Below are 26,236 nucleotides of genomic sequence, written 5' to 3'. Positions count from 1 at the left end.
CCAACTCCAGCAGACCAGTCGCTCGTTTGAATTGCCGTGCCCCCAGTTGACCTTTGCTCAAAAGGGCTTCTAGGTCGCTGCGGTCAGTGGCGCTTAACTCAAGATGACGTTTGTTCATTTGCGAATTGATCGGGGGTGGAGACGTTAATTCAGCCTATCGAACCCATCTACGATATGGCAATAAATTTACTTTCCAGAGTACTAAATCAAATTCATCAATGTGACTTCCCATACCAGACGCGGTTGTACATATCTGAGCAGCTGTTTACGAGCTAATTCGAGTTTTTCCATCCCGTGGGCGTGACCCTGCTGCCAGCGGTTCTGTTGTAGATAGTCCAGCAGCCAGAGTTGAGATTCGGGTTCCAGAGTTTGGACGATTTGACGGGCAAGTTCCAGGGCCGTGCGAATGTTGCGAATGGGCTGGCTGACTTGCTGCAAGAGGTCTGGTGGAATGGTTTGTAGCTGTTGCCAGCTTGCGATCGCAGCTCCCGGACTCCCCTGAGCCAGGGAGAGCACCTCGGGATAGTCCAAAATTTCTATGTGGTCCGTAGTGGTGAGTACCTGAGCCATATCCGATGGACCTAAGCGTCGAAAAGGAATGGTCTGACACCGTGAGATTAAGGTCGGCAAGAGTGTTTGCTGGTCGGGGGCGATGAGTACCAGGGTGGCCTGTCCAGGCTCTTCTAAGGTTTTCAGAAGACCATTGGCAGCGGCTTCAGCAATCAATTCAGCCGATTCAATCACGACGACTGACCGTTCAGCTTCTAGCGGAGGACGACTCAAAAATCGGGCGATGTCTCGAATTTGTTCGAGACGTACCTGGGGTAACCCACGGCGTTTAAGTCCAGCTGTCTGAGCTTCGCTCACCGTCAGCAATTTGCCCTGATGTAGATAGGTCGGTTCAACCCACAATAGGTCAGGATGATTGCGAGCTTGAATCCTGCGTTTGAGATTGTCCGATGATCCATCAGGACTATGGAGCAGAATTGTGGTGAACGCCGTTGCCACTAAGCTACGGCCAATGCCTGCTGGCCCTATAAATAAATAGCCAGGAGCAATCCGCTGTCGAATAATTGCCTGCACCAGCAATTCAACGGCCTGGGACTGACCAACAATGTGGTTAAAGTGCTGGTTGAATGACTGTTGCACTGGGGCCGAAAACAACTTAGAGGGCATACCACTGCTGCAAATAAGCGGAGACAATGGTTTGGACATGCTGAGCTACAGTTTCCGGGGCAGGACTGGCATCCACGGCAATAAACTTTTCTCCGTGGACCTTGGCTTGGGCAGTAAATCCTTTGTGGACCCGACGATGGAATTCAATTCCGGCTTGTTCAATCCGGTCAGTGTCTCCCCGAGTAGTAATCCGCTCTAATCCTGCGGTCACGTCTAATTTTAGCCAAAGAGTTAGATCGCTACTCAAGCCGCCGGTAGCTATGGTGTTGAGGGTGTCAATTAGAGATAAATCTAGCTGTCGACCATAGCCTTGGTAGGCGACGGTGGAATCGGTGTAGCGATCGCAAAGTACCAAATGGCCCGTCTCAAGCGCAGGAATTAAAATTCGTTCTACATGCTGAGCCCGGTCAGCTGCATAGAGTAGCAGCTCTGATGTACTGGTTAAACTCTCCGGGCCCTGAGACGGCTTTAGCAGGACCTGTCTGATATGCTGTCCGATGCTGGTACCACCAGGTTGACGAGTCACGATTACCCCGGTTGGATAGTTGGGCAACTCGCCATTGCTAAGCTTGTGATCCAACCACTGACGCAGATGATGAATTTGCGTGGTTTTACCACTGCCCTCAATTCCTTCAAAAACAATAAGTTTACCGCGCATCGTTTCCTCAACAGCAATACACTATCAACACTTATCCGATCACATAGCTCAGGCACTTAACCTATATTTATCCTGAAATGATTACCGTTCTCTAGAAGGGTAGTAGCAGATGCAGATCGATAAATAGATATAGCGGCATAATATTCTCAGATAAAAAATTGCAAGTTTTTGACTTATTGTTTAGTCTGAACTTACCCTTTCTGGTTGTACAAACTTTAAAAAATTTGAAATTGTACAGTAGCTCTAGAATTTTCTATGGCCCGGTATACCAATCTTTTTGTAAGCGTTCTTCCTGCCAACAACTTGCGCGAATCACTGCCAGGCGTGCTGCAGTCCTGTGGCCTTCATTTGGTTTATCAGGATGGCGACTATATGATGGCGAAAGAGCGTCCTGGCATGGTCTCCTTCAGCAAATTAGCCACGGTTGAGGTCTTGATCGGCTCTACGGACGAGACTGAGTTTGTAACTCAGAACTCAGCTTCCACCGTTAACCTGGTGGTCAAAAATGAGGAGCTGCCCCTAAAGGACAATAATCATTGCCACAGAGTTTTTCAGCAGGTGAATCAGGCAATCGAAAGCAAGGCAAGCTAGCCGATCATAAGAAAAACTAATAGAGGAAAGCGCTGGGCCGTCATAACTTCTAAACGCCGAGCAGCTCGACAGAGTAGCGGGCTAGTTTTTTGCACCGTTAGTTATATCAAGTCCAATCTGAGCTAGCTTCCAAGCTTATTAGTAAGTTCGTTAGCTTTCTTCGTCTTCAACAATCATATTGGGACTGATCAACGTAATATCAAACTCGTCAGGTGGAACGGTTGATGTGGTATCCCGCTTAAGCTGATAGTAAATTGCCCTGGCCTGAGGACCAAAAACAATCTCATCTTCGTTTTTTAGATCGTGAGCCTGGAGCTTACGACCGTTAATCATCATGCCATTAGCACTAGGCTTGCCCTTGAGATTGCCATCTACGATGCGATAGTAATAGGTTTCATCGTCTCTAGGCAGCTGCACCAGAGTGGCATGGTGTCTGGAGACAAACTGCGAAGCCAAACGAATATCACATCTTGCGTCGCGACCGACAGAATAGACGGAGCTATCCAGGACGATTTCCCGTCGTCCTTGACTATCCTCGACGATAAGAATACTACTGAGATGGGAACCTGAAGCCATGCTAACTATGAAATGATAAATCTTCGAGAAAAAATCAGGCTGTCAATAACGTTTTCACTGTCAATATTCTGTCAGTATTGAGAGCCTTCAGGATTCTCCTTTGCTCTTTGGCTTGATACGATGGAGATACCATACTGTGTAGATGACTTTTCCCTTATCCTTATAGAGGGCTAAGCCGTCCTAGCAGCAATGCATAGCTACTAATCGTCTCTATAAAGGCATAGCAGATAATATAGCATTCCCAATCAACTACTGGGACATGACAATCGTCATCTTGAAATAATTAATCACCTAGGTTGGTGCCATTTTTCACCCTAAAAAGTGCCACCTTGCCATGACAGCAAAATGACACTAAACCAATAACGGGGCCTCTTCACTCTAAGTGCTGCAATTAAGCTACAACAGCTGTACCAGCACTAACACCTGCTAACGAATTCGTCAGACGTTCGTAGGTCGCACGCATTTTCAAACCTACCAGTACCTGGAACAGACCTGTGCCATTGTTAGACCCCGGATATTCACGGTGCTTTAGCAATAGCTCAGTCATCTCACCATAGCTACGGGTAGAGATGTTGCTGAGGTGCTCTTCAACATAAATAAGCTCCTCAAGCTTCTCAAACTGACCGTCAATTTCCAGGATTGATACCTCATTACCCATATAGGTATCAGGACCGTAGGCCATGCGAATACCTGGGTAAGAACAGGTTAGCTTACGACCACAGGGGACCCAATTAATGGTGGAGCCTTCATCAAACAGGTAGGCAGGCTCAAACCCTTCCACACCTTCCTTCTGAATCATTTGCACTCGCAAAATTTTGCGCTCCTTATCATCCTTAATCAGGTTGGTGGGCAGAACCTGCAGGACGACATCAGCGTATTGCTTCTGGACATCGATATAGGCTTCAAAGTCAGGTTTGCGAGCCTGAATAGAAGCCAGGACATCTTCATAGGTATGTCCCCGCTCTGCCATGTCGCGCTGAATTTTCCAGGCGATCTTAACTTCGTCGCTAATATCTAGGTAGACACTGAAGTCAAGCAGATCACGTACGCGCTCGTCATAGAGAGGATGGAGTCCCTCAATAACAACAACGTGATTTGGTTCAATACGCTCAGGTGGGTCGATTAAACCTGTTTCGTGGTTATAAATGGGCTTATCAATAGGATTTCCTGATTTCAGAGCTTTGATTTGCTCATACATCAGGTCAAAATTATTGGCCTTAGGGTTGAGAGCCGTCACCCCAGCTAGTTTACGTTGCTTACGATCTAGACTGTGATAGTCATCCAAGCAGATGACGGTCATAAACTCTTCGCCAAAAAGATCGCTGAGACGTTTCAAAAATGTAGACTTTCCACATCCTGAATCGCCAGCAACACCAATTAAAACCACGCGGTCGGGCTGACTGGTCATGGAATCCTCTTATGAAAACAGTTAACAAAGTTTATGTGAAACCAATCAACGAGTCTATGAACCCTGACTCAGTTGGGTATCAGCAATGGGTTTTGAACGTTGCAAAAGTTAAGGTTGATCCTATCAGAATCTGTAGTCTTTTGAAAGACTGGATTAGCGCCTGTTTTTAATGAGTGTTTGGAGTCAAGATATCTAGACTAAGGAGGTGTGTTCACTGGCAATACTTGATAGCCTGGTAGAACCTAAAGCACATAAAATAGCAGGTTCGATGAGGCCTTACCGTGATGCGCATAGGTCAGTCCGTTAACCTTGTTTTAATAATTTTTTCTAAACAATATGGCTGTTTCAAAAGCAACTGTTTCTGACACAACCGATCAAGACAGTGTCCTCTGCCGCAAGATATTGGGCTCTCGCCGTTGGAGTAACTACTGGTGGGCTGCGGTGACCGCTGTTGGGGGTACTGGTTTTTTGCTAGCTGGCATCTCTAGCTACACAGGGCTCAACCTACTGCCATTTGCCGATCCGACCCAGCTGATCTTTATTCCCCAAGGGATTGTGATGTGTTTTTATGGCACGGCAGCGCTACTGCTATCCCTCTACCTTTGGCTGATCTGTATCTGGAATGTTGGTGGTGGCTACAACCGATTTGATAAGGAAGCTCAGGAGGTGGAAATCTTTCGGTGGGGTTTCCCTGGCAAAAATCGTAGGATTGATTTCAAATATCCACTGTCGTCGGTGACGGCAATCCGGGTCGAAATTCGTGAGGGATTGAATCCTAAGCGAGCACTTTATCTCAAGATTAAGGGGAAAGGGGATATTCCTATGACTCGCGTAGGTCAGCCAATATCGCTGGCAGCAGTGGAAAATCAGGGGGCTGAACTGGCTCGATTTCTGCAAGTTCCCTTAGAGGGACTGTAGCCATTGATGCCGGGTTAACGTGAATTTCCCTATTGAAAAGGGTGTTTCCCTGTGACAAGATATGGTGCCCTTAGTCAACGAAGGAATTAATCATGGTTTTCGGTTTCCGAATGCAATGGGCCATCGGTTTAGTCGTGGCATTATTCATGGTGAGCTGTACGGCTGGGGCTACTGATCCAGATCCAGCCGCTGCGCCAGCAGAATCTGCTGAATCGACAGAGGTTGCTGCTGCGCCTGCTCCCGAAGGGCTGGTCAGGCTTGAGGGGACTGCTACGATCGAGTTTTTGATAAATGGAGAGCGAATTCTAGTTAACGTTGATGGTACGCAAGCACCGATCACGGCTGGTAATTTTGTTGATCTGGTCGAGCGTGGAGTCTACGACGGGACAGTGTTTCACCGGGTAGTGCGTGAACCTCAGCCGTTTGTGGTGCAGGGGGGAGACCCGCAGAGTAAAGATCCGTCAGTGCCAGTACAGCAGCTGGGTACAGGTGGTTTCGTCGATCCTGAAACGCAAGAAAAGCGTCTGATTCCATTGGAGATCACACCTGAAGGGTCTGATCAGCCGATCTATGGTCAAACCTTTGAATCTGCTGGGGAGAGTGCTCAGCCTGCTTTGCAGCATACCCACGGTGCTGTAGCAATGGCGCGTTCTCAGTTTCCTGACTCGGCGTCCGCTCAGTTTTATTTTGCGCTAGCCGATCTACCGTTTTTGGATGGTAGCTATGCAGTCTTTGGCTATGTGGCTGAAGGCTTAGAAGTGGTAGATGCTATTCAACAGGGTGATGTGATTGAGTCGGCACAGGTCATTGAGGGTTTGGATAATCTGGTGACTGAGTAGTGCTGGAGGTTGTTGTCACCGGCATTGGTTTGTGGACAGCTCTGGGACCAACGGTCCAATCTACTTGGTCAAATTTATTGGCTGGCAAAAGTGCGATCGCACTTCGCCAGCCTTTTCGTTTGCTCCCGGCTATGCCTTTAGCCATAGCAGGCAAATATCCAGCTGACCCCGAGCCTCTGCTGCTGGCCACGGTTCGGGCCGCTGTCCTGGATGCTGGTCTGCCCCCTCCTCTCAAAGACTGTGGCATCGTCGTCGGCTCTAGCCGCAGCTACTTAAACCGCTGGGAGGCTATGGCACGAGGTGAGCAGCCCTTAGATCGTTGGATAACAGCGTTGCCCTGTGGCCTATCTACCCAGGTAGCCCAGGCTTTGGGCAGTGAGGGACCTGTGTTGGCACCGATGGCGGCCTGTGCCACGGGTCTATGGGCATTGTTTCAGGGATATATGCTGCTACAGACAGGGCAGTGTCGGCGAGTGGTGGTCGCGGCTGTAGATGCACCAATTACACCTCTGACCCTGACGGGGTTTCGCCGCATGGGAGCGATGGCCAAGCAAGGCTGCTATCCCTTTGATCGCGATCGCACCGGGTTAGTTCTGGGCGAGGGCGCAGCCGCCGTAGTCTTAGAGGTACAAGACCGAGCCTCTGGCCAATGTTCCTATGGTCAACTGTTGGGATTTGGCCTGAGCAATGACGCATACCACATCAGTTCCTCGCGCCCAGATGGGACTCTGGCGGTGGCTAACCAATGCCTGCAGCGTAGTGGCTTACACCCAGACGACATTGACTATGTTCATACCCATGGCACCGGCACCCGTCTCAACGATGCCAATGAGGCTCATATGATTGAGCAGCTTTTTCCTAAGGCAGCCGTCAGTTCCACCAAGGGAGCAACAGGACATACCCTGGGCGCAGCTGGGTTAATCGGGACTGTTTTTAGTTTGCTCAGTCTGCAGCACCAGCGCTTCCCCCCCTGTGTCGGGCTGAGTAAGCCTGAGTTTGACCTCAACTTTGTTCGGGTTGGTTCAAGCGTTAATACGGCTGTAAAGCATGTATTATGCAGCAGCTTTGGTTTTGGTGGTCAAAATGCCATTGTTGCGATCGCTCGCTAGGGGACAGATCGATTGAGGAATATACATGATCCCTCCCCTGGTTAGTAGATTAGAACGCTAAACTGGGGGAGTTGAATTGGCAGTCTTGTCAAGCCCCTGACTCATTGCTGATTACCTGTAGCTTTAACTAGTAGTCCATTCTTTTATATGAATAAGTCCATCCCCCCCTCGTCCCATCAACCCTCATTTAGCCGCCGTGCCACTCGCACTCTGGCGATTGGATGGTTTGTCCTGCAAAGTCTGGTCGCGGCTCCCCTGGTTGGCGTACAGCCAGCATCAGCTCAAGTGGAGGGAACTGAAGAGACTAAAATCACCTACGGTCAGCTGTTGGAAAAACTCGATCAGGGTGTAGTCGAGCGGGTAGAGCTGGATAACCTGCGAGGGGTTGCCAATGTGCGGCTGATAGACGACGAAGAACAAGCACCCTTGCATTCAGTAGAACTATTCGCTAATGATGTGTACAACCAGCGTCTGTTGCAAAAGCTTCGTAGCAGCGATGTTGAGTATGAAGTATTAGAGCGTTCAGACAATAGTGCGCTGACGGGGCTCGCCGTGAATGCCCTGCTGGCAATGATTGTTGTCTTTGCATTGCTGATGATTTTAAGGCGGTCAGCCAATTCAGCCAGCGGTGCAATGAACTTTGGCCGTTCCCGTGCCCGGTTTCAGATGGAAGCCAAAACAGGGGTCATGTTTGATGATGTGGCTGGGATTGAGGAAGCAAAGGAAGAGCTACAGGAAGTAGTGACTTTTCTCAAAAATCCTGAAAAATTCACCGCCATTGGAGCCCGCATCCCTAAAGGAGTGCTGCTGGTGGGGCAGCCGGGAACTGGTAAAACCCTCTTAGCTAAAGCAATTGCTGGTGAAGCCGGGGTCCCTTTCTTTAGTATTTCAGGATCTGAATTTGTTGAAATGTTTGTCGGTGTCGGTGCCTCTCGTGTACGCGACCTGTTCAAGAAAGCCAAGGAAAACTCCCCCTGTATCGTCTTTATTGATGAAATTGATGCTGTGGGCCGTCAGCGCGGAGCCGGTATCGGCGGTGGTAACGATGAGCGAGAGCAGACCCTTAACCAGTTATTGACTGAAATGGATGGCTTTGAGGGCAATAGCGGCATTATTGTAATTGCCGCTACCAACCGTCCTGATGTACTGGATGCGGCGCTCCTACGCCCCGGTCGATTTGATCGACAAATCACGGTTGATCTGCCGGGCTACAACGGTCGTCTAGGCATTCTAGATGTACATGCCCGCGATAAAAAGATTGCGGAAGATGTGAACTTGGAAGCCATTGCTCGCCGCACCCCCGGTTTTTCGGGAGCCCAACTGGCTAATTTGCTCAATGAGGCTGCCATTCTGACGGCACGTCGTCGTAAAGATGCCGTCACCATGGAAGAAATTGATGATGCCATTGATCGCTTGACCATTGGCCTCACGCTCACACCTCTGCTAGACAGTAAAAAGAAGCGACTAATTGCGTATCACGAAGTTGGGCACGCTTTGGTGAGTACAATGCTGAAGCACTCTGACCCACTGGCCAAGGTGACCATTATTCCTCGTTCTGGTGGTGTGGGTGGATTTGCCAGTTACTTACCTAAAGAAGACCGGGTAGATGATGGCCTGATTTCCTATGCTGAACTGATTGACCGGATTACGATGGCGCTAGGTGGTCGTGCGGCTGAAGAGATTGTCTTTGGTCCAGATGAGGTGACTCAAGGCGCGGCCAATGATATCCAGCAAGTGACTAATATTGCCCGTCAGATGATCACTCGCTTTGGCATGTCAGAGCTAGGTTCGTTTGCGATGGAGTCTCCCAGTAGTGCTGTATTCCTAGGACGTAGTGACCTGATGCAGCGTTCGGAATATTCCGAGGAAATGGCCGCAAAAATTGACCAGCGTGTCCGAGAAATTGCGACGACGGCCTATGACAAGGCTCGTTCAATGCTGAAAGAAAACCGCATATTGTTAGACCGGCTGGTCGATCGACTTGTGGAAAAAGAAACCATTGATGGCGAAGAGTTCCGTGGCATTGTCAGCGAGTATGTAGACATACCTGCTGTCAACTCGTAGTGCGGCTACTGTCAGCCATTTCCAGTCAGCTAACTCAGTACCCTTGTTTTATCCAAGGGCACTGTGTATTGTAATCCCAACTATGAGCCTCAAGCTCAGGTCAGGTGTTATTCGAGGGGTTCACCATCCAGGAGTTCGATACGACCAGAGGAACGCAGACACTCTAAGCGCCAACGCTGCCCTGCGACTCGACCCGGTAGAAAACCTAAAATGGTTAGATGATTTTCACCACGGTCAGTTTTAACTTTGACCAGTAAGTCACTCTTACTTTGGCTGACGATGAGTGCCTCTATTTCAAACTCACCTTCACGGTTCCAGGGAAGTTCATACTGTAGTTCGGGCTCTTGAGAACGAAGAACAGCGCGAGTGTTTTCAGCTTCTGACATTGGAGCAGTCATAGTTAGTTGGGTGATGGTCGAACAGGGGTACAGCTGTAATGTACCCAGCCACTCGCAAAGATGGCTTTAGCTAGACGATAACATCTTGACTGGTTGATAGATTGTGCTGCAGATCATAAAGGTCAAGGAGTCACAACCATAAAGTTTTAACTACCCTTTTACCGCAATGCCTGCTGGTCGTCGTACATGGCTCGCAGCACCATGGCTGGATCGACCCAGCTGCTTTCAAACTTGAGGCCCCAGTGGAGATGGGGACCGGTGGTACGTCCGGTCATACCAACACGGCCAATGGGTTGGCCTGTGCTGATGGTGCCCCCTTCTCGAATACGGATATTGCCGCCTGGATCAACCATAACCCTGCTGCCGCCTTCATAGGTGACGTAGCCTTGCATATGACAATAAATATGTTGCCATTCTCCTGACTCAATCACAACGGATGTCCCACAGGCACTATCGTCGCTAACTTCGATGACTTCGCCTTCCCACCAGTTGCGGATGTAGCTACCCAATGGTGCGGCGATGTCTAGACCATAGTGAAACTGTTCACCACCGAAGGGAGACTGACGGTAGCCAAAGGGAGAGGTATAAGCCTGGAAATTTTCTACTGGAAACGAAGCGAAGCTCCAGGGATTGGCTGCTCTGGCCAATTCCACTTCAGCGGCAGCGGCCGATCTGCGCTGGGCAGGTAGAACCAAACCTGTCAGCATCCATAGGGACAGACAACCCAAAAGCAACAATCTGGCGTAAACATAGGAGCGCCTTCGACGAGATTGTATGAGCTGGCTGAAATGACCCATAAGAGCCTGGGTAAACCCCTTAATAGGAATGGCTTTAACAGAACTCGACTTCATATATTCCGAAAACGCACAACGATTGGCTTTTGTAAGTGTTTCCAGGTCGGCACAGCAACCAGGGATAAAGCGTAAGGACCTAGAGCAGTTCCAGTAGATGGAGCTTTGATAATGTGAGGCTACGACCACATGTAATTGATCAAGCTCACTAATTTTTTTGATTCTGATTGCAGCTTTGCCCGCTAATGTACATCAATTTCTTGAAATTGCATATATATGTTTTTTTAATCGGTGAAAAAGGATTATTTTTTGGATGGTTTTATGAAAACGGTATGGGTCACTAGCTGGGCTGTGATGATTAACTGATGAGGAGATGGGATGGATGAGTGAACAATGGCAAACCTCTGATCAGTGGTATCAGCAAGGCGTCTTGTTGGATGAACAGGGACAATCTCAACGTGCGATCGCATCCTACACCAAGGCAATCGATCTTCAGTCTGATTACTATGAGGCCTGGGTCCGGCGTGGTCTGGCCCTCATGCTATTGGAACAGTTTCAGCCTGCGATCGCAAACTTTAATCAGGCCGTGGCCCTCAAAATGGATCTAGATTTAGCCTGGTACCTCAAGGCTTACTGCCATGCCCAGATGCAGGCGGATGATTTTGCCCTGCTGGCTCTACAAAAAGCTTTTGCCCTCAACCCCAACCAGTGGATTGAAATGGCCCATAAAGATCCGGCTTTTGATGGTCTTAGACAAGATCCACGCTTTCAAGAATTAGTTGTTATCCGAAATCCTGACTGATAGCGTCCGATATCTAACGAAGGGCACTCACAAGGGAATGCCCCTACAGAAGAACAATCCATTTTTAATCGGGTTTGATGAATTCGGATTTGGTATGAGTAGGTCTTGAAAACTCCTCAGGGAAAACTCACGCGCCATCCAAATTTTTCTGCTATCTATAATGGTCGCGATAGCGCAACATAGTGGGCGCGGCGCGTGATGTTTATCGGTTCCCTGACAATTATGCAGGCAACAACTTCGATTCATACGGATTTATTTTTTGTGGGGGGCGGGCACACCCACACCATTGTGTTGCGCAAAATCGGTATGAACAGCCTGCCAGCCGGGGTACGGCTGACGCTGATCACCAACCTAGTGGATACGCCCTATTCAGGCATGTTGCCTTGCCATATTTCAGGGCTTTATGACTTTGACCAGTCCCATATTGATTTGAGACCGCTAACTCGGTTTGCTAATTGCCGGTTAGTTATGGATGAGGTGGTGGACATTGATGCGGATCAACAGATGATCTATTGTCGCCATCATCCGCCGATGAGATACGATGCCCTGTCCATTGATATTGGCAGTACGCCAGGAACCGTATCAGTGCCGGGAGCGAGGGAGTATGCGATCCCGGCTAAGCCGGTGCCCAATCTATTACGGGCCTGGCATCGCTATTTAGAGAGTCTGGATCAGGCACAGTCGGCCACCATTGGCATTGTCGGTGGTGGTGTGGGTGGGGTAGAGCTAGCTCTTAATATGCAGGTGCGGCTACAACAGAGCGTGGGCAGTGCTGTCAATGTCCATGTATTTCACCGAGGAGCGCGGCTGGCAACGGGGCGGAATCCCATGACCCAACGGCAGCTGGCTAGAATTTTTCGCGATCGCAGTATCCACACCCACCTGTCAGAATCCGTCTGTGCGGTAGAGCCTGTGGCAGACGGTGCTGTTCAGGTACGCTGTGAGTCGGGCTTGAAGGTAACATGCGATCGCGTTTTTTGGGTGACCAGTGCCAGCACAGCTCCCTGGCTGACACGGACCGGTTTATCGACGGATAAAGCCGGCTTTATTTTGGTCAAAGATACGCTCCAAACCCTATCTCACCCCAATGTATTTGCCGTGGGCGATGTGGCGACCATGGTCAATCACCCCCGACCCAAGGCTGGCGTATTTGCCGTTCGGCAAGCGCCTCCCCTTTATCACAATCTGCAGCGCTATTTCTATGGTAAGGCGCTCAAGCCCTTCAAGCCCCAGAGTCAGTTTCTCAACATTATTGACCTGGGAAGGGGGGGAGCGATTGCGTCCCGTGGCTGGTGGTCGGCTGAATCAGTTTGGTTTCGACACTGGAAACATCGGATTGATGCCAGGTTTATGTCCCTGTTTGATCAATTTCCGCCCATGGATAGCGGCAGCCAAACAGCACCGGGTAGCGACACAATGATGCCCCACTGTGCTGGCTGTGGTTCAAAAGTCAGTAGTTCAGTGCTGAGTCGTGCCCTCCATCGTGCCAGAAAAGATTTTCCAGAGATGGACCACTGGCCTAACCCGGTTAAGGTCGGTCTAGAATCGCCTGATGATGCTGCCGTGATTGCCATGCCCCCAGGCAAGTTAGCTGTACAAACGGTGGATCAGTTTCGCGCGCTGGTGGATGACCCTTACGTTTTTGCTCAAATTTGTGTCAACCACTGCCTGAGCGATCTATTTGCCATGGGGGCGACTCCCCAAACCGTACTGGCTCTGGCTACGTTGCCCTATGGTACGGATGCGATCCAAACGGAGACTCTCTATCAGCTGATGACAGGCACTTACCAGGCCCTAGCTCCCTCCCAGACCTGGCTAGTGGGGGGGCACACCAGCGAAGGTCCAGAGCTGTCCTTAGGATTTGCCTGTAATGGCTGGATCGCTGCCGATACTATTCTGACTAAGAAAAATCTGCGCCCCGGTCTGGGTCTGATTTTGACCAAACCTTTGGGGACGGGGGTACTCTTTGCCGCCGATATGCAGCGAGCCGCTAAAGGACGATGGATTGCAGCGGCTGTGGCCAGTATGATGCAGTCAAATCAACAGGCGGCTCAGTGTTTACAAAACCATGGTGCAGTGGCTTGCACCGATATAACGGGCTTTGGCCTTTTGGGGCACCTCCATGAGATGTTGCCGACTGGGATGAGCATTGATCTAAACCTGGATGCTCTGCCCGTGCTGCCTGGAGTATATGCCTGTTTTGAGACAGGCTACCTAAGCTCTCTGCACAAACGCAACCAGCAGGTCGAACGTCATGTGCAGACCCCTGCCCACCATCATGCTTATCCCCTATTGTTTGACCCTCAAACCTCTGGTGGGCTGCTGGCAGCGATTCCCCAGGACCGTATAAACGACTGTTTAGAGAACTTAAAAAAACAGGGGTATGTTCATAGTCGTCACATTGGCAATGTTGTGCCCGCTGTAGAGGGGCAAGCGCCTTTTACAATCAGAGGGTGAAATCCCCAGGGGTTTCCTATGTTCTCTAATTAGCCATGTGGTGACCCAATTTCTTCCAATTTCTGATTTTTGGCAGGCCCCCGGTCCAATTTTAGATGTCCGTAGCCCGAGTGAGTTTGCCCAAGGTCATCTCCCTGAGGCCGTCAGTTTTCCTTTGTTTTCGGATGAAGAGCGCGCTCAGGTGGGGACCTGTTATAAACAACAAGGGCAGGAGACAGCCATTGAATTAGGATTGGAGCTAGTGGCTCCCAAAATGGTGGGTTTAGTTAAACAGGCCAAGGCACTGGCTCCTGAGCGTCAGGTCAGAGTTCATTGCTGGCGGGGGGGGATGCGCAGCGGCTCTGTGGGCTGGCTGCTGGCAACCAGTGGTTTAGATGTCAAGCTACTACAAGGGGGCTATAAAGCCTTTCGCCACTGGGTTAGAGCTACATTAGCCACCGCTCGGCCCATCATCATCGTGGGGGGGATGACCGGCACGGGCAAGACCGATATTCTGCATGCCCTCCGTGATTTAGGAGAGCAGGTCTTAGACTTGGAAGGGTTAGCGAATCATCGCGGCAGCAGCTATGGCGCGCTAATGCTACCGTCTCAACCGAGTACCGAGCAGTATGAAAATTTAATTGCTGAACAGTGGTCCAAATTCGACCCTCAGCGGCCTGTTTGGATTGAGGCGGAAAGTCGCCGCGTGGGGACCTGTCGGATACCGAATGAACTCATGGGACAAATGGAAGCGGCCAACACGTTAGAGGTGGTGCGCTCCGAATCGGAACGGTTAGATATTTTAGTGGATGTCTATGGTCAAGCGAATCTAGAGGAGCTGATTGCAGCGACTGAGCGCTTACGGAAGCGTCTGGGCGGATTACGCACCCAGGAGGCTGTGCAGCATATTAAAAGAGGTGAACTGAGGGCTGCTGCTGCAATTATATTGACTTATTATGATCGTACTTACCGCCATGATCTGGTTCGTCGCGGTAAACGAATTCCTAAACTCGATGTGTCTGCTATGTCAGTTTTGCAGGCAGCCCAGCGTTTACGATGTCAGGTGGGGGACTGGGGCTGGTATAGCAGTTGACCTCTAACTATCTAATTAGGGGAATGTATTGGCTGAGCATTGTTGGTTTAATGCTTGTGGACCATCGAAGTTGTGTCTGTGCTTTTCGATTTTGATTAACTATGAGCTATCTGCACTACGTCCTGCCTGCGGCTATCACCTGTTTGATAGCGCTGTACGCATTTTTGAGGGATACTGATGCCTCAAAAAAAAGTGCTCTTAACTGGGCATTTGTGATCGTCGCTAGCCTACTCTGGCCGATTACCTTGCCGTTTATTGTTTGGAAAAGGCTGTTATCGCTTTTTACACCAGATAATGTTGACCTCAAACTCAGGCGGAGCTACATAGTTTAAGGTCGGGGGTAGAATTACAAAACCTTGGTTCATCCATATGGACCTCGGCTGATTCTAGATGTTTGAGCAGAGTGGATTTTGATAGCGGTCCTTCTAAGTGGTCCCAGGGCAAAGCTTGTTCCGTTGACCAGTCGGTGTAAACATAAAATTCTAGCGGGGGCAGTTGACCCTTGAGTTCTTTAAAGGCACGTCGATAGCTGCCCAGGGAGTCACCATAGTGGCGGGTTAATTCTAGTAGCTGTCCGATGCGTCGATCGCCTCTGGAAATCAGTGTTTGAATCACTGACCAGTTGTAGCTTTCGGGTCTAAAGTCAATACCTTGCGATCGCAACTTCTTTTGTAAAAACTTCAGACGTTTTTCGGCCTGAGGATTGACCCCATACCATTGAAACGGCGTGTGGGCTTTGGGGACAAAGGTGCTGCAACCCAGGGTAAGGCGGAGTCCTTTGGCCGCTTTTTTTAGTTCCAGCATCATAGTAGCCGTAGCTTCCAGGTCCGCTTCGGTTTCCCCTGGAATGCCAGCCATGCCATAGAGTTTGACGCTGCTGAGCCCCCCTGCTTTAGCATTGACTATGGCCCGCTCAATATCAGCGGTTGCCAGCTTTTTATTAATGATTTCACGCACCCGTTCTGACCCACTTTCCACGGCAATGGTGATGGACTTAGTGCCATGGTTGACCAGGGTGTTGGCTAATTTTTCGTTGACAGTATTGGTGCGCACCGAGGCAATGCTCAACCGCACATCGTCGTAGGTGGGTTGGTTAATGTAGTCCAATAGCTCTTCAAAGCCTGGGTGCTGGGTAACCGAGGCTCCTAACAGACCTAACCGTTGGGTGACGTTTAAGCCGCGCTCAATCGCTGGCACCAGGGAATCATCCAGGCTAGCGGTGCGAAATGGCAGTGTCAGATAGCTAGCTAGACAAAACCGACACATTTCTGGGCAGCTGCGCACCACTTCCACCATGAAAATGTTTTCCCAGGCGGCTTTTTCGGTGACCACCGTCGAAGCTAGGAGGACATTGCCCCGATAGGTTTGTTTTTTAACAATGGCCGGCACACCGCTGACGGGCTCTACATGACTAATGGGGCCTGTCGGCTCGGTGTATACGGGCTGATAGAGGCTAGGGATATAAATGCCAGGCACCTGGGCTAGGGCTTTGAGTTGCTCTAAACGACTGGCGGTGCGAACCAATTGGTAGGTGTCGATAAAGCTAGGAATCAGGTCTTCTCCATCCCCAAGCAGTACGATGTCAAAAAAGTCAGCAAAGGGTTCAGGATTGGCCGTGAGTACAGGACCGCCGCCAAAAATGAGGGGATGATCCTGGGTGCGATCGCAACTGCGAATAGGAATTTGCTGCTGTTCAAGTAAATTCAGAATATTGATATAGTCCAATTCCCAAGAAACCGAAAACCCCATCAGTTCGGGCTGGGCTGGCAGGTGATCGGCTACATCCGTAAACAAGCGTCCTACCGCCAGATCTTGACGCTGGGCCAGCATTGCCCAAATCACCTGGTACCCCAAGCTGGTAATACCAACAGAATATTCGTTGGGAAAAGCAAATACTAAAGGCACCGCATCGGAGTCAGGGACAGCGGGGTCAAAGAGTATGTGCTCGGCGGCAAAGATAGAAGACGCAGTCAAAACAAGTAGCCTACAGCAGAGTGGTTCTTATTACATGATAGGAATAACCGACAGCCCATACCAACCTAGGCCAGCCGATCAAACAAAATGACGGCAGGTGAGCTAGCTCATCATGGGGGTATGCAATACAAAATCCCCCCGAATGTATTATCCGGGGGGGATGGATGTTTAAGGACCAGTAGCTTTATGCTGGCCAGTTAGCCGCAACGACCTCAGCCAAGTCAACAACGCGCTGGCTATAGCCCCACTCGTTGTCATACCAGGCAACAACCTTCACCATGTCACCATCCATAACCAAAGTCAGACTGGAGTCAACGATAGAAGACTCATCGGTCTTACGATAGTCGATGGAAACCAGAGGCTCTTCCGTGTAGCCTAAGATGCCCTTCATATGCCCAGCCGCAGCTGCTTTCATGGCCTCGTTAACTTCTTCTTTGATTGTTTTCTTCTCAACCTGAACAACCAGGTCAACAACAGAAACGTTAGGTGTGGGTACGCGCATAGCAATACCGTTCAGTTTGCCCTTCATCTCAGGAATAACCAAGGCTACAGCCTTAGCCGCTCCAGTGGATGTAGGCACAATATTGATGGCTGCTGCCCGCGCCCGGCGCAAGTCACGGTGACTTGCATCTAGAATACGCTGGTCGCCAGTGTAGCTGTGAGTAGTGGTCATTGTGCCTTTAATGATGCCGAAAGCGTCATTAACGACCTTCACTACTGGAGCCAGGCAGTTAGTGGTGCAGCTGGCGTTGCTAACAATGGGGTTCTTACCATGAACATACTGGTCAGCATTAACGCCAACGACGTATGTATCAACGTTCCCACCCTTACCAGGTGCTGTGATTAGCACCTGCTTTGCACCTGCTTCCAGGTGACGGCGTGCGCCTTCTTCACTAACAAAGACACCTGTAGATTCAATTACAAGATCAATATCCCAAGCACCCCAAGGCAAATTGTTGGGGTTACGATCAGAACAGCACTTGATGGTCTTCTCGCCGACGGTAATGGTGTCATCGGTAAAGCTAACATCTGCATCTAAGCGTCCTAGCAAGGAGTCATACTTCAGCAGATGACAAGCTGTTTTAGGATCTGAAGTATTGTTGATTGCAACAATATCAAACCCTGAATTTTCTCTGGTCAACCAACAGCGTAGGAAGTTGCGCCCAATGCGCCCAAAACCGTTGATAGCTACTCTAATCACTGCGCTTACCCTCTGTCGTACAACTGCGTCAAATTAGCGTTTGCATTAGCAAAACCAATGATATCCCATTGTCTGAACGGCCCAGGATCATAGATGTTACAGTCAAGCCTGTTTAAGTCTGTAGGATCAATTGACTCCCGAGCCTGACCAATGGATTATCGTTCTGTGTTGGGATTAAGTATAATTGCTCACGGTATTGGCTTACAAGTCAGTCTCGCGAATCTACGTGAAGTTCTGACAAAGTCAGTAGCAATTCTGCCTGGGCAAGACTAGCTCTGGGTTTAAGAGGAGGTGCGCAATAAATTACGCAAAATCGCGAACGCTGGTAGGTGAGTGTGTAGCCATCCTATAGATTCCTGGTATCATACGCCTGAAATGTCCGTGTGTGGTGTGTGAGGTGAGTTTTATGCCAATGGCAGTCGATTTTGGTGGCAGGCCATTTCACTTTATTGGTGTGGGGGGGATTGGTATGTCTGCCCTGGCCCATGTGTTGGCGCAGCGACAGCTACCGGTATCGGGGTCTGACTCTCGTTTAACGCACATTACGCGTCGTCTGCAAAAGCAGGGGGTGCGTATTTTTTGGAGTCAGGAAGCCGAGAATATTGCCCAGGCGACTCAGCAGCTGACTACGGGTGAAGTCAAGCTGCCTCAAGTAGTGTGCTCTACGGCGATTGGCCCCAGCAATCCTGAATATAAGGCGGCGTTGGATGCTGGTTGTCCTATGTTTCATCGCTCTGATATTTTGGCGGCCTTGATGAATCAAACCCAGGGGATTGCGATCGCAGGCACCCATGGTAAAACCACCACCAGCAGTATGGTAGGCTATCTGCTCCTCAAGGCTGGTATTGATCCGTCTATTGTTATCGGTGGTGAAGTGGCGACTTGGCAGGGAAATGCCTACGTCGGTACCAGCGATTACATGGTGGCTGAGGCTGATGAGTCGGATGGCTCGCTGGTAAAGCTGTCAGCGGCGATGGGTATCATCACCAATATTGAGTTAGACCATCCGGACCATTACAGCACCCTGGATGAGGTTGTTGGTATTTTTAAGCACTTTGCTCAGCAGTGTGATGTGGTGATTGGCAGCGCTGATTGCGAGACGGTGCTGAGCCAAATTCAACCTACGATTACCTACAGTCTGCGACCGGAGTCAGGGGCGGATTACATTGCCACCGATATTTGTGAGACAGCTCAGGGGACAACGGCAGAGATTTGGGAACGGGGCCAGCGCATTGGAGAATTACATCTGGCCATTCTGGGACGTCATAATTTGAGTAATGCTCTAGCGGCGATTGCGGTGGCTCGACGGTTGGGGGTAGAGTTTGATGCGATCGCGTCAATTATGGCTACCTTCAAAGGCGCTAAGCGTCGGTTTGACCATCGGGGTTTTCATAACAACATTTTGTTTGTTGATGACTACGCCCACCACCCCAGCGAGATTAAAGTGACCCTGGCAGCAGCCAAGGTAAAAAGCACCGAGATTTTGGAAGGGGTTAATCAACGCCGTGTAGTAGCCGTGTTTCAACCCCATCGCTACAGTCGGATTACTACCCTACTACAGGAATTTTCAACGGCTTTTACCAATGCCGATCATGTCGTTGTCACCGATGTTTATAGTGCCGGCGAGAAAAATACATCGGGAATTACGGGAGAAGATGTCACCAGCGCCATTGGTGAACACCACACTCAGGTCAGCTATGCGGCCACACTGGACGACGTAAAAGCCCGACTAGCCACAGTGTTACAGCCGGGTGATCTGGTGATTTTTCTCACTGCTGGCAACTTAAACCAGGTGATTCCAGAGGTGATGACCTACCAAGCCGAACAAGCCGAACATGCTGCTCTGACAAGTGTTTAGGACAGTTAAGCGGCCATGTTATGCCAAGATAAAAATTTCGGCTAGCAACAATCCTTCCTAATCCGAATTTTTAGCCATGGCCATTGAAAAGCAATTAACGAGTACAGGTTGTGTCGCTCAGGCTCAGTATCCGCTAGCAACCCTGACCACCTTCAAGGTAGGTGGCCCGGCTGAATGGTTTGCGGCCCCCCGCAGCGTCAGTGAGCTGCAGGCTTGTGTCCAGTGGGCAAATGCTGAAGGGTTGCCGATTACCCGTCTGGGGGCAGGCTCTAATTTGTTAATTAGCGATCGCGGTTTGCCAGGTCTGGTGATCTGTACGCGTTATCTACGACAAACCGAGTTTGATCAAGCGGGGCAAGTCACTGCTGCCGCCGGTATGCCCATGGCCACACTGGCTTGGAAAGTAGCCAAGCGAGGATGGAGAGGATTGGTATGGACTGTCGGCATTCCAGGCACCGTTGGTGGGGCCGTCGTTATGAATGCTGGAGCCCATGGCAGCGATACCCAAGAAATTTTAGTCAGCACCGATGTCCTTAACCCTGACGGCACTCTAGAAACCCTCACCCCTGACCAGCTGCAGTTCCAGTATCGAACCTCTATCCTGCAGGCTGACCCTCGCATTGTCACCCAAGCCACCTTTCAGCTACAACCTGGTCACGACCCCCAGGTGGTACGGGCCGAGACCTCAGCGGATTTAGAACAGCGTCGTACTACCCAGCCCTATCACTTACCCAGCTGCGGCAGTGTATTTCGCAATCCCCAGCCCAAGAGCGCTGGCTGGCTGATTGAAAACTCAGGTTTGAAGGGCTTCAAGCTGGGGCAGGCCCAAGTAGCTGAACGCCACGCCAACTTTATTCTCAACTGTGGTGGCGCAACCGCTAGCGATATCTTTAATCTAATTCGCCATATTCAGGCCATTGTGGACGACAAATGGTCGTTACAGCTGAGGCCCGAGGTGCAGATTTTAGGAGATTTTCAGACAGTTTAACTCTAAGACTAGGATAGCCTGCTCCATAAATTATTTCTAGCCGATAGAAACTTTCACTCCAGACTCTGAATTTGTGGCCTAACTTAATCAATATCCTACTTCCCACTGTCCATTCCCCACTGCCTTTAGCTGCTCTAACTCCAGTCTGAACCCATCACTGTTCCCGCTAAAGATTGCAATTCCCGCCAAGGCGACGTATAGTTTGACAGTTAATTTAGTAAAATCACGCCGCCGATTATGAGCAAAGGGCAAGGTTTTGGCTTCGGTCTTGGAAAAATGAAAGAGCTGAGCGAAGCCTTTAAAAAGGCTCAGCAAGTTCAAGAAGGCGCTAAAAAGCTCCAGGAAGAACTGGAACTAATGGAAATTGAAGGCCAATCGGGCGGTGGCTTGGTTAAGGTTATCCTCAGTGGCAATCAAGAACCCAAACGGGTTTCTATTTCTCCTGAAGCCATGAACGAAGGAGCAGAGGTGCTTTCTGACCTGGTGTCAGCTGCCATGCGCGATGCCTATATTAAATCAACCGAAACCATGCGGGAACGGATGGAAGAACTGACCGGTGGTTTACAGCTGCCTGGCCTCTAAAACCGTCGCCATAGATAATTTCCTAGCGGCTAGCGTCTCCATCGCTAGTCGTTTTTACATGTCTAGTTTTATTTGTTCATTGAGCGTTTGTCATGACAACCCGACTGTTATTTGTGTGTCTGGGCAATATTTGCCGCTCCCCATCGGCGGAAAATATCATGAACTATCTATTGGAGCAGCGGCGTCTGCAATCGCAGATAACCTGCGACTCTGCCGGCACATCCAGCTATCACATCGGTAGCCCCCCCGACGGTCGCATGAGAGCTGCCGCCCAAAAGCGGGGAATTCGACTGATAGGTAGCGCTCGTCAGTTCACAGCGGCAGACTTTGATCAGTTTGATCTAGTGTTGGCCATGGACAACAGCAACTATCGCAATATTTTGGCACTTGATCCCGCTGGAAAATACGCACACAAGGTCAAGCGTATGTGTGACTACTGCCAGGAGTATCCCGATCGCGAAGTGCCAGATCCTTACTATGGTGGTGCCGACGGGTTTGACTATGTGATTGATTTATTGATGGATGCCTGTAGTGGTTTGCTACAGGAACTTGAGGTATAGGGGAATCAATGCGTTGTGAGTGGCGGTCGATCTGCTAACCCAACTCAAGTTTTATGAAAGAGTATGCTCAAAGCGTTAAGTCCCTATGGCTGAAAGACAAAGTCATAGCCCTTGTAAAGACCCTGCTCATACTTAACGACAAACCAGGTTTCTGGGTCGAATGCTAGAGGGTATGCTTCACGTTGATTGGCTTCATGGGCTTTGGAGAGGACGCAATAGGGTGGCGCAATGGTCTCATGCACGTTTGCCTGGGATGAATTTTGAGCAATCGATAAAAATTGGGTGAGCTGAGCGCGGGACAGCCGCTGGTCAGCATTGGCCATGGTCTGGCAGGTCTGATTTGTACTGGTACGGCTCAGCTGCCACGGTTGTGCAGACTGTGACTGAGTAGACCGAGTAGAAATCGGCATCGATAGTTGAGACCAGAGGTCTTGGGGAACTAGGGCTAAGGCCGCTAAAGCCAGGCTGCCAAGCAGCCAGGTCTGGGGCTGTGTGCGCTGCCGCCGTCTGGCACGGGGTTTAACATGATAGGTGGGCCTGGGAGCGGGACGCTTGGGTGATGCATAGGGACGAGACTGGTTCATAGGACAAACGTTCTAGAGGCTGTGAGTCAATAATAGTACACTTGAACTAAATCCACTTGAGTTTGCAGCTAGCAATCAAAAAAGTTTTTATCATTTAGTCAGCGAATTGTAGCGAGCCCCAGCAGTGCCTGGCTGTCAGTGGCTCGGGGGGAGGCAGCTGTGAATCGAACAGTGGTGTGGTTTCGCCGTGACCTACGCATATATGACCATGAGCCGCTTTATCGAGCTGCCCGACGTGGTGCAGTGGTGCCGGTGTTTGTGTTTGATCCCTCGCTATTGCAGCATCCAGAAACCGGAGCCGCTCGGGTGAGTTTTATGGTGGACTGTTTGCGACATCTTCAGCAGGATTTGCGGCGTTTAGGCGGATGTTTAATTCTGCGGAGCGGTGACCCGGTAGAGGTATTACCTCGCCTAGTTAAAGAAACTCAAGCAGAGGGGATTTACAGCTACACAGACTGTGAGCGCATTTATGGGCGAGTGCGCGATGCCCGACTCAATCAGGCGTTAGCTGCCCAACAGATAAAAATTCGCTGGTTTGAGCCTCCTGCCAGCCGTGCTGAGTTGATGGACTATCCTCAATATCGCCAGTGGTGGTATCAGGAGATGGCGACTCCTGTCGTGCCTGCTCCAGCTCAGGTAACTGTGCCATCTGAGGTGATCAGTGAGCCGTTACCGGGTTTAGAGCAGTTAGGTCATTGTTTAGATGGCAAACCGATTCCCCAAGGGAGTACTCGGTTTGCCCGACAGCTGCTACAGCAGTTTTTAGTAGAAAAAGCTGCTCGATACTATTGGCAGCTGTCCTATCCCAGTGCTGAAATTACGACGGGGCTCAGCCCCCACATTAAATTTGGGGCGATTTCTGTGCGTGAATGTGTACAGACGATTCAGCGAGCCGATGACCGGGGCGATCGCCGGATTCAACGTAGCTATCATCAGCTGATCTCCCGGCTACGGTGGGGGAATGGGTTTACTCAGCGGTTTCGTTATTTACCGCAGTTGGAGCTGCGATCGCTTTACAGCATTTTCGACAGCGACGGCTGGGCTTTTGATGAAAACCTGTATCAAGCCTGGCAACAGGGCCAGACCGGGTTCCCTATTGTGGACGCCGCTGCTCGCTGTCTGCAGGCCACTGGGGGCTATCTGTCCCTAAATTTTCGGACTCGAGCCATCTATGCCAGCTTTCTCAGCAACCTGTTGGGGATGGACTGGCGCTATGGAGCGCTGCATTTTATGCGCCACCTGATCGATGGGGACTGTCCCATTGATCACTATCAGTGGGCAATGCAGTCGGGTGTGACCCACTGTGTTGATAAGACCTGGACAAGGATTTATAACCCTCAGCAGGTCGCGGTCGATCGCTGTGATCCAGAGGGATTGTTTATTAAACGCTGGGTACCAGAATTGGCCCACCTGGCCCCGGAACAACTGGGAGCTCCACCGCCAACTCAAGGCTATCCGCCACCAATGTTGGATTATCGCCAGAGGCGATCGCAACGCGTACAACAATTAGAACAACAGCGGAATGCGTTCTTAAATACCGACAACATTGTGACTTATCTGAGCCCCATGCCTGAGAGCATCTTACCGTTTGGGGCCGAACGCTATGTCAGTGAGGTCAGCTGGGCCAAAATCAAGGCTCCCCAGCTATTCCCAACCGCCTTAGACTTAGATAGTTTGGATGCCCAACAATGTCGTGAGCTGCGTACATGGTTTGTGGCTCACGTTAATATTACTCCGCCCAAAATTCGACGACGAAATTCTAAGTTTTCATCGGATTTACAGCAATTGAGCCTGCTTTAGCAGCAGCTAGGAGATGCATGTAGCTGCGAGTGCCAGAAAAGTAGCGTATGCTGGATAACTTAACAACTCAATGGTTGCAACCAGTTGCAAACCTAAGCCGTGGTTAGTTCTCGTTCGATTGCAGTCGTAAAAAAGCGATTACAAATCTTTTTTATTGTCTGCCTGTTGTTGGGCATTGGTTTGCGCTGCACAAATGCTGCCCACAAAGTTTACTGGCATGATGAGGTATACACGACAATTCGTGTGTTAGGGCATTCTGGCAAAACTATTGAAACGCAACTTCTCAACGAGCCCATAGTCTCTGCTGCTGATTTGCAATCACTGCAGCAATTCCCAGAATCCAGACGCTGGGGCGATACCTGGTCGGCGCTTGTCAGTCATCCTGAACATCCACCGCTGTTTTATGTATTAGAGCGATTATGGGTCGGTATTTGGGGGCCTTCAATCACTTCATTTCGAGCATTGGCGATAGTGTTTGGGCTAGGGCTACTGCCGTTAACCTATTGGACCTGCCAACAACTCTGGCAAGATCATTGGTCAGGTCTGATTGGCACCTGTTTAATGGCACTATCTCCCATTCAGCTACTCTACGCCCAAGAAGCCCGAGAATATAGCCTATGGGCCTGTCTAATTTTGTTGGCCAATGGCTGTTTGCTCAAAGCGCTCCGATCGTCTAATCATCGATACTCCAGCAGTGCTGTCGTAGTACGTTCTCCTAAAACTGTGGCGTTACAACAGTGGGGACTTTACAGCATCAGCATGTCTCTGATGCTGTACACCACATTGCTGAGTGTTTTTGTGGTTGCCGCCCACAGTCTGTATGTCTTGATTAGTGGTTCGCGACAACATTGGCAGCGGTTTGCGATCGCCCTAGGGGGAGCATTTGTTACCTTTATACCCTGGCTGGTTATTATTCTAAACAACAGAGCTAAATTAGAGTCTGTAACAGAGTGGACCTCATTTCGGCAACCCCTGGGACAGCTGGTTAAATTTTGGGGGCTGCATTTGAGTTCAACGGTGGTTGATTTGGGCTTACCGTTGGAGCATCCATACACCTATGGGGTGCCGCTGATGGTGTTGATCCTGGTGTTGATCGCACTGTGGCAGTTACTGTTGGTGACACCACCAACGACCCTGGCCTTTTGTGTCACCATGCTAATGATACCTGCTTTAGGGCTTATCCTTCCCGATTTGATCAACGGTGGTCAGTTATCAGTGAGCACCCGTTATTTTATGCCGTCGTTGTTAACGGTGACCTTAATCTTAGCGGGGTGGTTGCGGCAGCTGATGCTGTCAGACCGTGGTTTCTACCGGCTCTGGGGCCAAGGTATTTGGGCCACTTTGTTGGTGGTAGGTTTAGTCTCTGGCACCCTGAGTGCGGCTTCATTTACCTGGTGGAACAAAAATATTGACTATCACAACAACACCATGGGGAGTTTGATTCGACAAACAAAAGAGCCGCTAGTTATTGCTGAACTGGGGGCGACGGGGCTGGGAAATATGATTTCGTTAAGCTATGCGGTCCCTACTGATACGACCTTTGTGTTGTTTAAGCCTGGACAATTACCTGAGATACCGACAGGCTATAGCGACTATTTTGTTCCCTATGCTAATGGAGAGTTATTAGCTGCGATCGCAGCCAAAACCGGCAGATCTCCTGTTTTGGCTGCAGGAGATTACCCCCTCTGGCGACTAGAATAATCATCTCTCTCAAAAAAACATAAACAACATAGATACCCCTGTTATAAAGCTCAAGGAAATTCTCCTCAAGTGTTTTGAACTCCTCGATTGAGGATTTGTGGGATCTAGAGTAGTGCAAAAAATAACCTC

The 26,236-nt window shown here is 50.0% G+C and carries 23 protein-coding genes; 14 read left to right on the top strand and 9 right to left on the bottom strand.

The features are described 5' to 3' along the window. Window positions 1-201 precede the first annotated feature (201 nt). Both N836_RS62650 and tmk read right to left on the bottom strand, forming a co-directional pair. A complete protein-coding gene (locus N836_RS62650; protein ID WP_023075029.1) occupies window positions 202-1,176 on the bottom strand; it encodes a DNA polymerase III subunit delta' in 975 nt (324 codons plus the stop codon). Then, window positions 1,166-1,834 (bottom strand): dTMP kinase, encoded by a 669-nt coding sequence (gene tmk / locus N836_RS62645; protein ID WP_023075028.1) that lies wholly within the window; start codon window positions 1,832-1,834, stop codon window positions 1,166-1,168. The genes N836_RS62650 and tmk overlap by 11 nt, the downstream gene beginning before the upstream one ends. Before the next feature lie 255 nt (window positions 1,835-2,089). Here tmk and N836_RS62640 point away from each other — a divergent pair, with 255 nt between their 5' ends. Further along, on the top strand, window positions 2,090-2,425 hold the full coding sequence (locus tag N836_RS62640) for a hypothetical protein (protein WP_023075027.1): 336 nt from the start codon (window positions 2,090-2,092) through the stop codon (window positions 2,423-2,425). Between the two features lie 150 nt (window positions 2,426-2,575). Here N836_RS62640 and N836_RS62635 read toward each other — a convergent pair whose 3' ends face one another. Further along, complete coding sequence (locus tag N836_RS62635; protein WP_023075026.1) at window positions 2,576-3,001, bottom strand: FHA domain-containing protein; 426 nt, start codon at window positions 2,999-3,001, stop codon at window positions 2,576-2,578. Between the two features lie 391 nt (window positions 3,002-3,392). Then, complete coding sequence (locus N836_RS62630; RefSeq protein ID WP_023075025.1) at window positions 3,393-4,409, bottom strand: phosphoribulokinase; 1,017 nt, start codon at window positions 4,407-4,409, stop codon at window positions 3,393-3,395. 336 nt (window positions 4,410-4,745) lie between these two features. Here N836_RS62630 and N836_RS62625 point away from each other — a divergent pair, with 336 nt between their 5' ends. The 4 genes from N836_RS62625 (at window position 4,746) to ftsH (ending at window position 9,339) form a co-directional block, all read left to right on the top strand. Beyond that, a complete protein-coding gene (locus N836_RS62625) occupies window positions 4,746-5,327 on the top strand; it encodes a photosystem I assembly protein Ycf4 (RefSeq protein WP_023075024.1) in 582 nt (193 codons plus the stop codon). A gap of 92 nt (window positions 5,328-5,419) precedes the next feature. Then, on the top strand, window positions 5,420-6,166 hold the full coding sequence (locus N836_RS62620; protein ID WP_031293661.1) for a peptidylprolyl isomerase: 747 nt from the start codon (window positions 5,420-5,422) through the stop codon (window positions 6,164-6,166). Next, complete coding sequence (locus tag N836_RS62615; RefSeq protein ID WP_023075022.1) at window positions 6,166-7,275, top strand: beta-ketoacyl-ACP synthase; 1,110 nt, start codon at window positions 6,166-6,168, stop codon at window positions 7,273-7,275. Before N836_RS62620 ends, N836_RS62615 begins: the two co-directional genes overlap by 1 nt. Before the next feature lie 147 nt (window positions 7,276-7,422). Next, complete coding sequence (gene ftsH, locus N836_RS62610; RefSeq protein WP_023075021.1) at window positions 7,423-9,339, top strand: ATP-dependent zinc metalloprotease FtsH; 1,917 nt, start codon at window positions 7,423-7,425, stop codon at window positions 9,337-9,339. Window positions 9,340-9,446: 107 nt separating this feature from the next. On the opposite strand, the gene N836_RS62605 is transcribed toward ftsH, so the two are convergent. Both N836_RS62605 and N836_RS62600 read right to left on the bottom strand, forming a co-directional pair. Next, the gene (locus tag N836_RS62605) at window positions 9,447-9,737 is read right to left on the bottom strand and encodes a hypothetical protein (protein WP_023075020.1); all 291 of its coding nucleotides are present in this window, start codon (window positions 9,735-9,737) and stop codon (window positions 9,447-9,449) included. A 158-nt stretch (window positions 9,738-9,895) separates the two neighbouring features. After that, window positions 9,896-10,588 (bottom strand): M23 family metallopeptidase, encoded by a 693-nt coding sequence (locus N836_RS62600; RefSeq protein WP_023075019.1) that lies wholly within the window; start codon window positions 10,586-10,588, stop codon window positions 9,896-9,898. 322 nt (window positions 10,589-10,910) lie between these two features. Here N836_RS62600 and N836_RS62595 point away from each other — a divergent pair, with 322 nt between their 5' ends. The 3 genes from N836_RS62595 (at window position 10,911) to mnmH (ending at window position 14,859) form a co-directional block, all read left to right on the top strand. After that, a complete protein-coding gene (locus tag N836_RS62595; RefSeq protein WP_023075018.1) occupies window positions 10,911-11,330 on the top strand; it encodes a tetratricopeptide repeat protein in 420 nt (139 codons plus the stop codon). A gap of 222 nt (window positions 11,331-11,552) precedes the next feature. Further along, window positions 11,553-13,787, top strand: a complete 2,235-nt coding sequence (gene selD, locus N836_RS62590) for a selenide, water dikinase SelD (protein ID WP_031293657.1) — start codon at window positions 11,553-11,555, stop codon at window positions 13,785-13,787. A gap of 40 nt (window positions 13,788-13,827) precedes the next feature. Next, window positions 13,828-14,859 carry a tRNA 2-selenouridine(34) synthase MnmH gene (gene mnmH / locus N836_RS62585; RefSeq protein WP_031293655.1) on the top strand — a complete coding sequence of 344 codons (1,032 nt, stop codon included), beginning with the start codon at window positions 13,828-13,830 and terminating at the stop codon, window positions 14,857-14,859. 309 nt (window positions 14,860-15,168) lie between these two features. Here mnmH and N836_RS62580 read toward each other — a convergent pair whose 3' ends face one another. Together N836_RS62580 and N836_RS62575 are read right to left on the bottom strand one after the other, a co-directional pair. Next, on the bottom strand, window positions 15,169-16,833 hold the full coding sequence (locus N836_RS62580; protein ID WP_023075015.1) for a B12-binding domain-containing radical SAM protein: 1,665 nt from the start codon (window positions 16,831-16,833) through the stop codon (window positions 15,169-15,171). 184 nt (window positions 16,834-17,017) lie between these two features. Next, a complete protein-coding gene (locus N836_RS62575; RefSeq protein WP_023075014.1) occupies window positions 17,018-18,034 on the bottom strand; it encodes a type I glyceraldehyde-3-phosphate dehydrogenase in 1,017 nt (338 codons plus the stop codon). Between the two features lie 406 nt (window positions 18,035-18,440). Between N836_RS62575 and murC the strand changes: the two genes are divergently transcribed. The 4 genes from murC (at window position 18,441) to N836_RS62555 (ending at window position 22,022) form a co-directional block, all read left to right on the top strand. Beyond that, a complete protein-coding gene (murC, locus tag N836_RS62570; RefSeq protein ID WP_031293652.1) occupies window positions 18,441-19,892 on the top strand; it encodes a UDP-N-acetylmuramate--L-alanine ligase in 1,452 nt (483 codons plus the stop codon). Between the two features lie 76 nt (window positions 19,893-19,968). Next, on the top strand, window positions 19,969-20,880 hold the full coding sequence (murB, locus tag N836_RS62565) for a UDP-N-acetylmuramate dehydrogenase (RefSeq protein ID WP_023075012.1): 912 nt from the start codon (window positions 19,969-19,971) through the stop codon (window positions 20,878-20,880). Between the two features lie 237 nt (window positions 20,881-21,117). After that, a complete protein-coding gene (locus N836_RS62560) occupies window positions 21,118-21,462 on the top strand; it encodes a YbaB/EbfC family nucleoid-associated protein (RefSeq protein ID WP_023075011.1) in 345 nt (114 codons plus the stop codon). Window positions 21,463-21,554: 92 nt separating this feature from the next. After that, window positions 21,555-22,022 carry a low molecular weight protein-tyrosine-phosphatase gene (locus N836_RS62555; protein WP_023075010.1) on the top strand — a complete coding sequence of 156 codons (468 nt, stop codon included), beginning with the start codon at window positions 21,555-21,557 and terminating at the stop codon, window positions 22,020-22,022. Window positions 22,023-22,105: 83 nt separating this feature from the next. On the opposite strand, the gene N836_RS73715 is transcribed toward N836_RS62555, so the two are convergent. Then, entirely contained in the window at window positions 22,106-22,606 is a 501-nt protein-coding gene (locus N836_RS73715) for a hypothetical protein (RefSeq protein ID WP_023075009.1), read from the bottom strand. Window positions 22,607-22,765: 159 nt separating this feature from the next. Between N836_RS73715 and N836_RS62550 the strand changes: the two genes are divergently transcribed. Further along, entirely contained in the window at window positions 22,766-24,406 is a 1,641-nt protein-coding gene (locus tag N836_RS62550) for an FAD-binding domain-containing protein (RefSeq protein WP_031293647.1), read from the top strand. A 99-nt stretch (window positions 24,407-24,505) separates the two neighbouring features. Beyond that, window positions 24,506-26,107: a glycosyltransferase family 39 protein gene (locus tag N836_RS62545; RefSeq protein ID WP_023075007.1), complete on the top strand. Its 1,602-nt coding sequence runs from the start codon at window positions 24,506-24,508 to the stop codon at window positions 26,105-26,107. Window positions 26,108-26,236 lie beyond the last annotated feature (129 nt).

This window comes from Leptolyngbya sp. Heron Island J (genome assembly GCF_000482245.1).
In the GTDB taxonomy this organism is placed as follows: Bacteria; Cyanobacteriota; Cyanobacteriia; order Phormidesmidales; family Phormidesmidaceae; genus Leptothoe.
The sequence above is the reverse complement of the archived record's forward strand: the minus strand, read 5'-3'. Positions and strand labels throughout refer to the sequence as shown.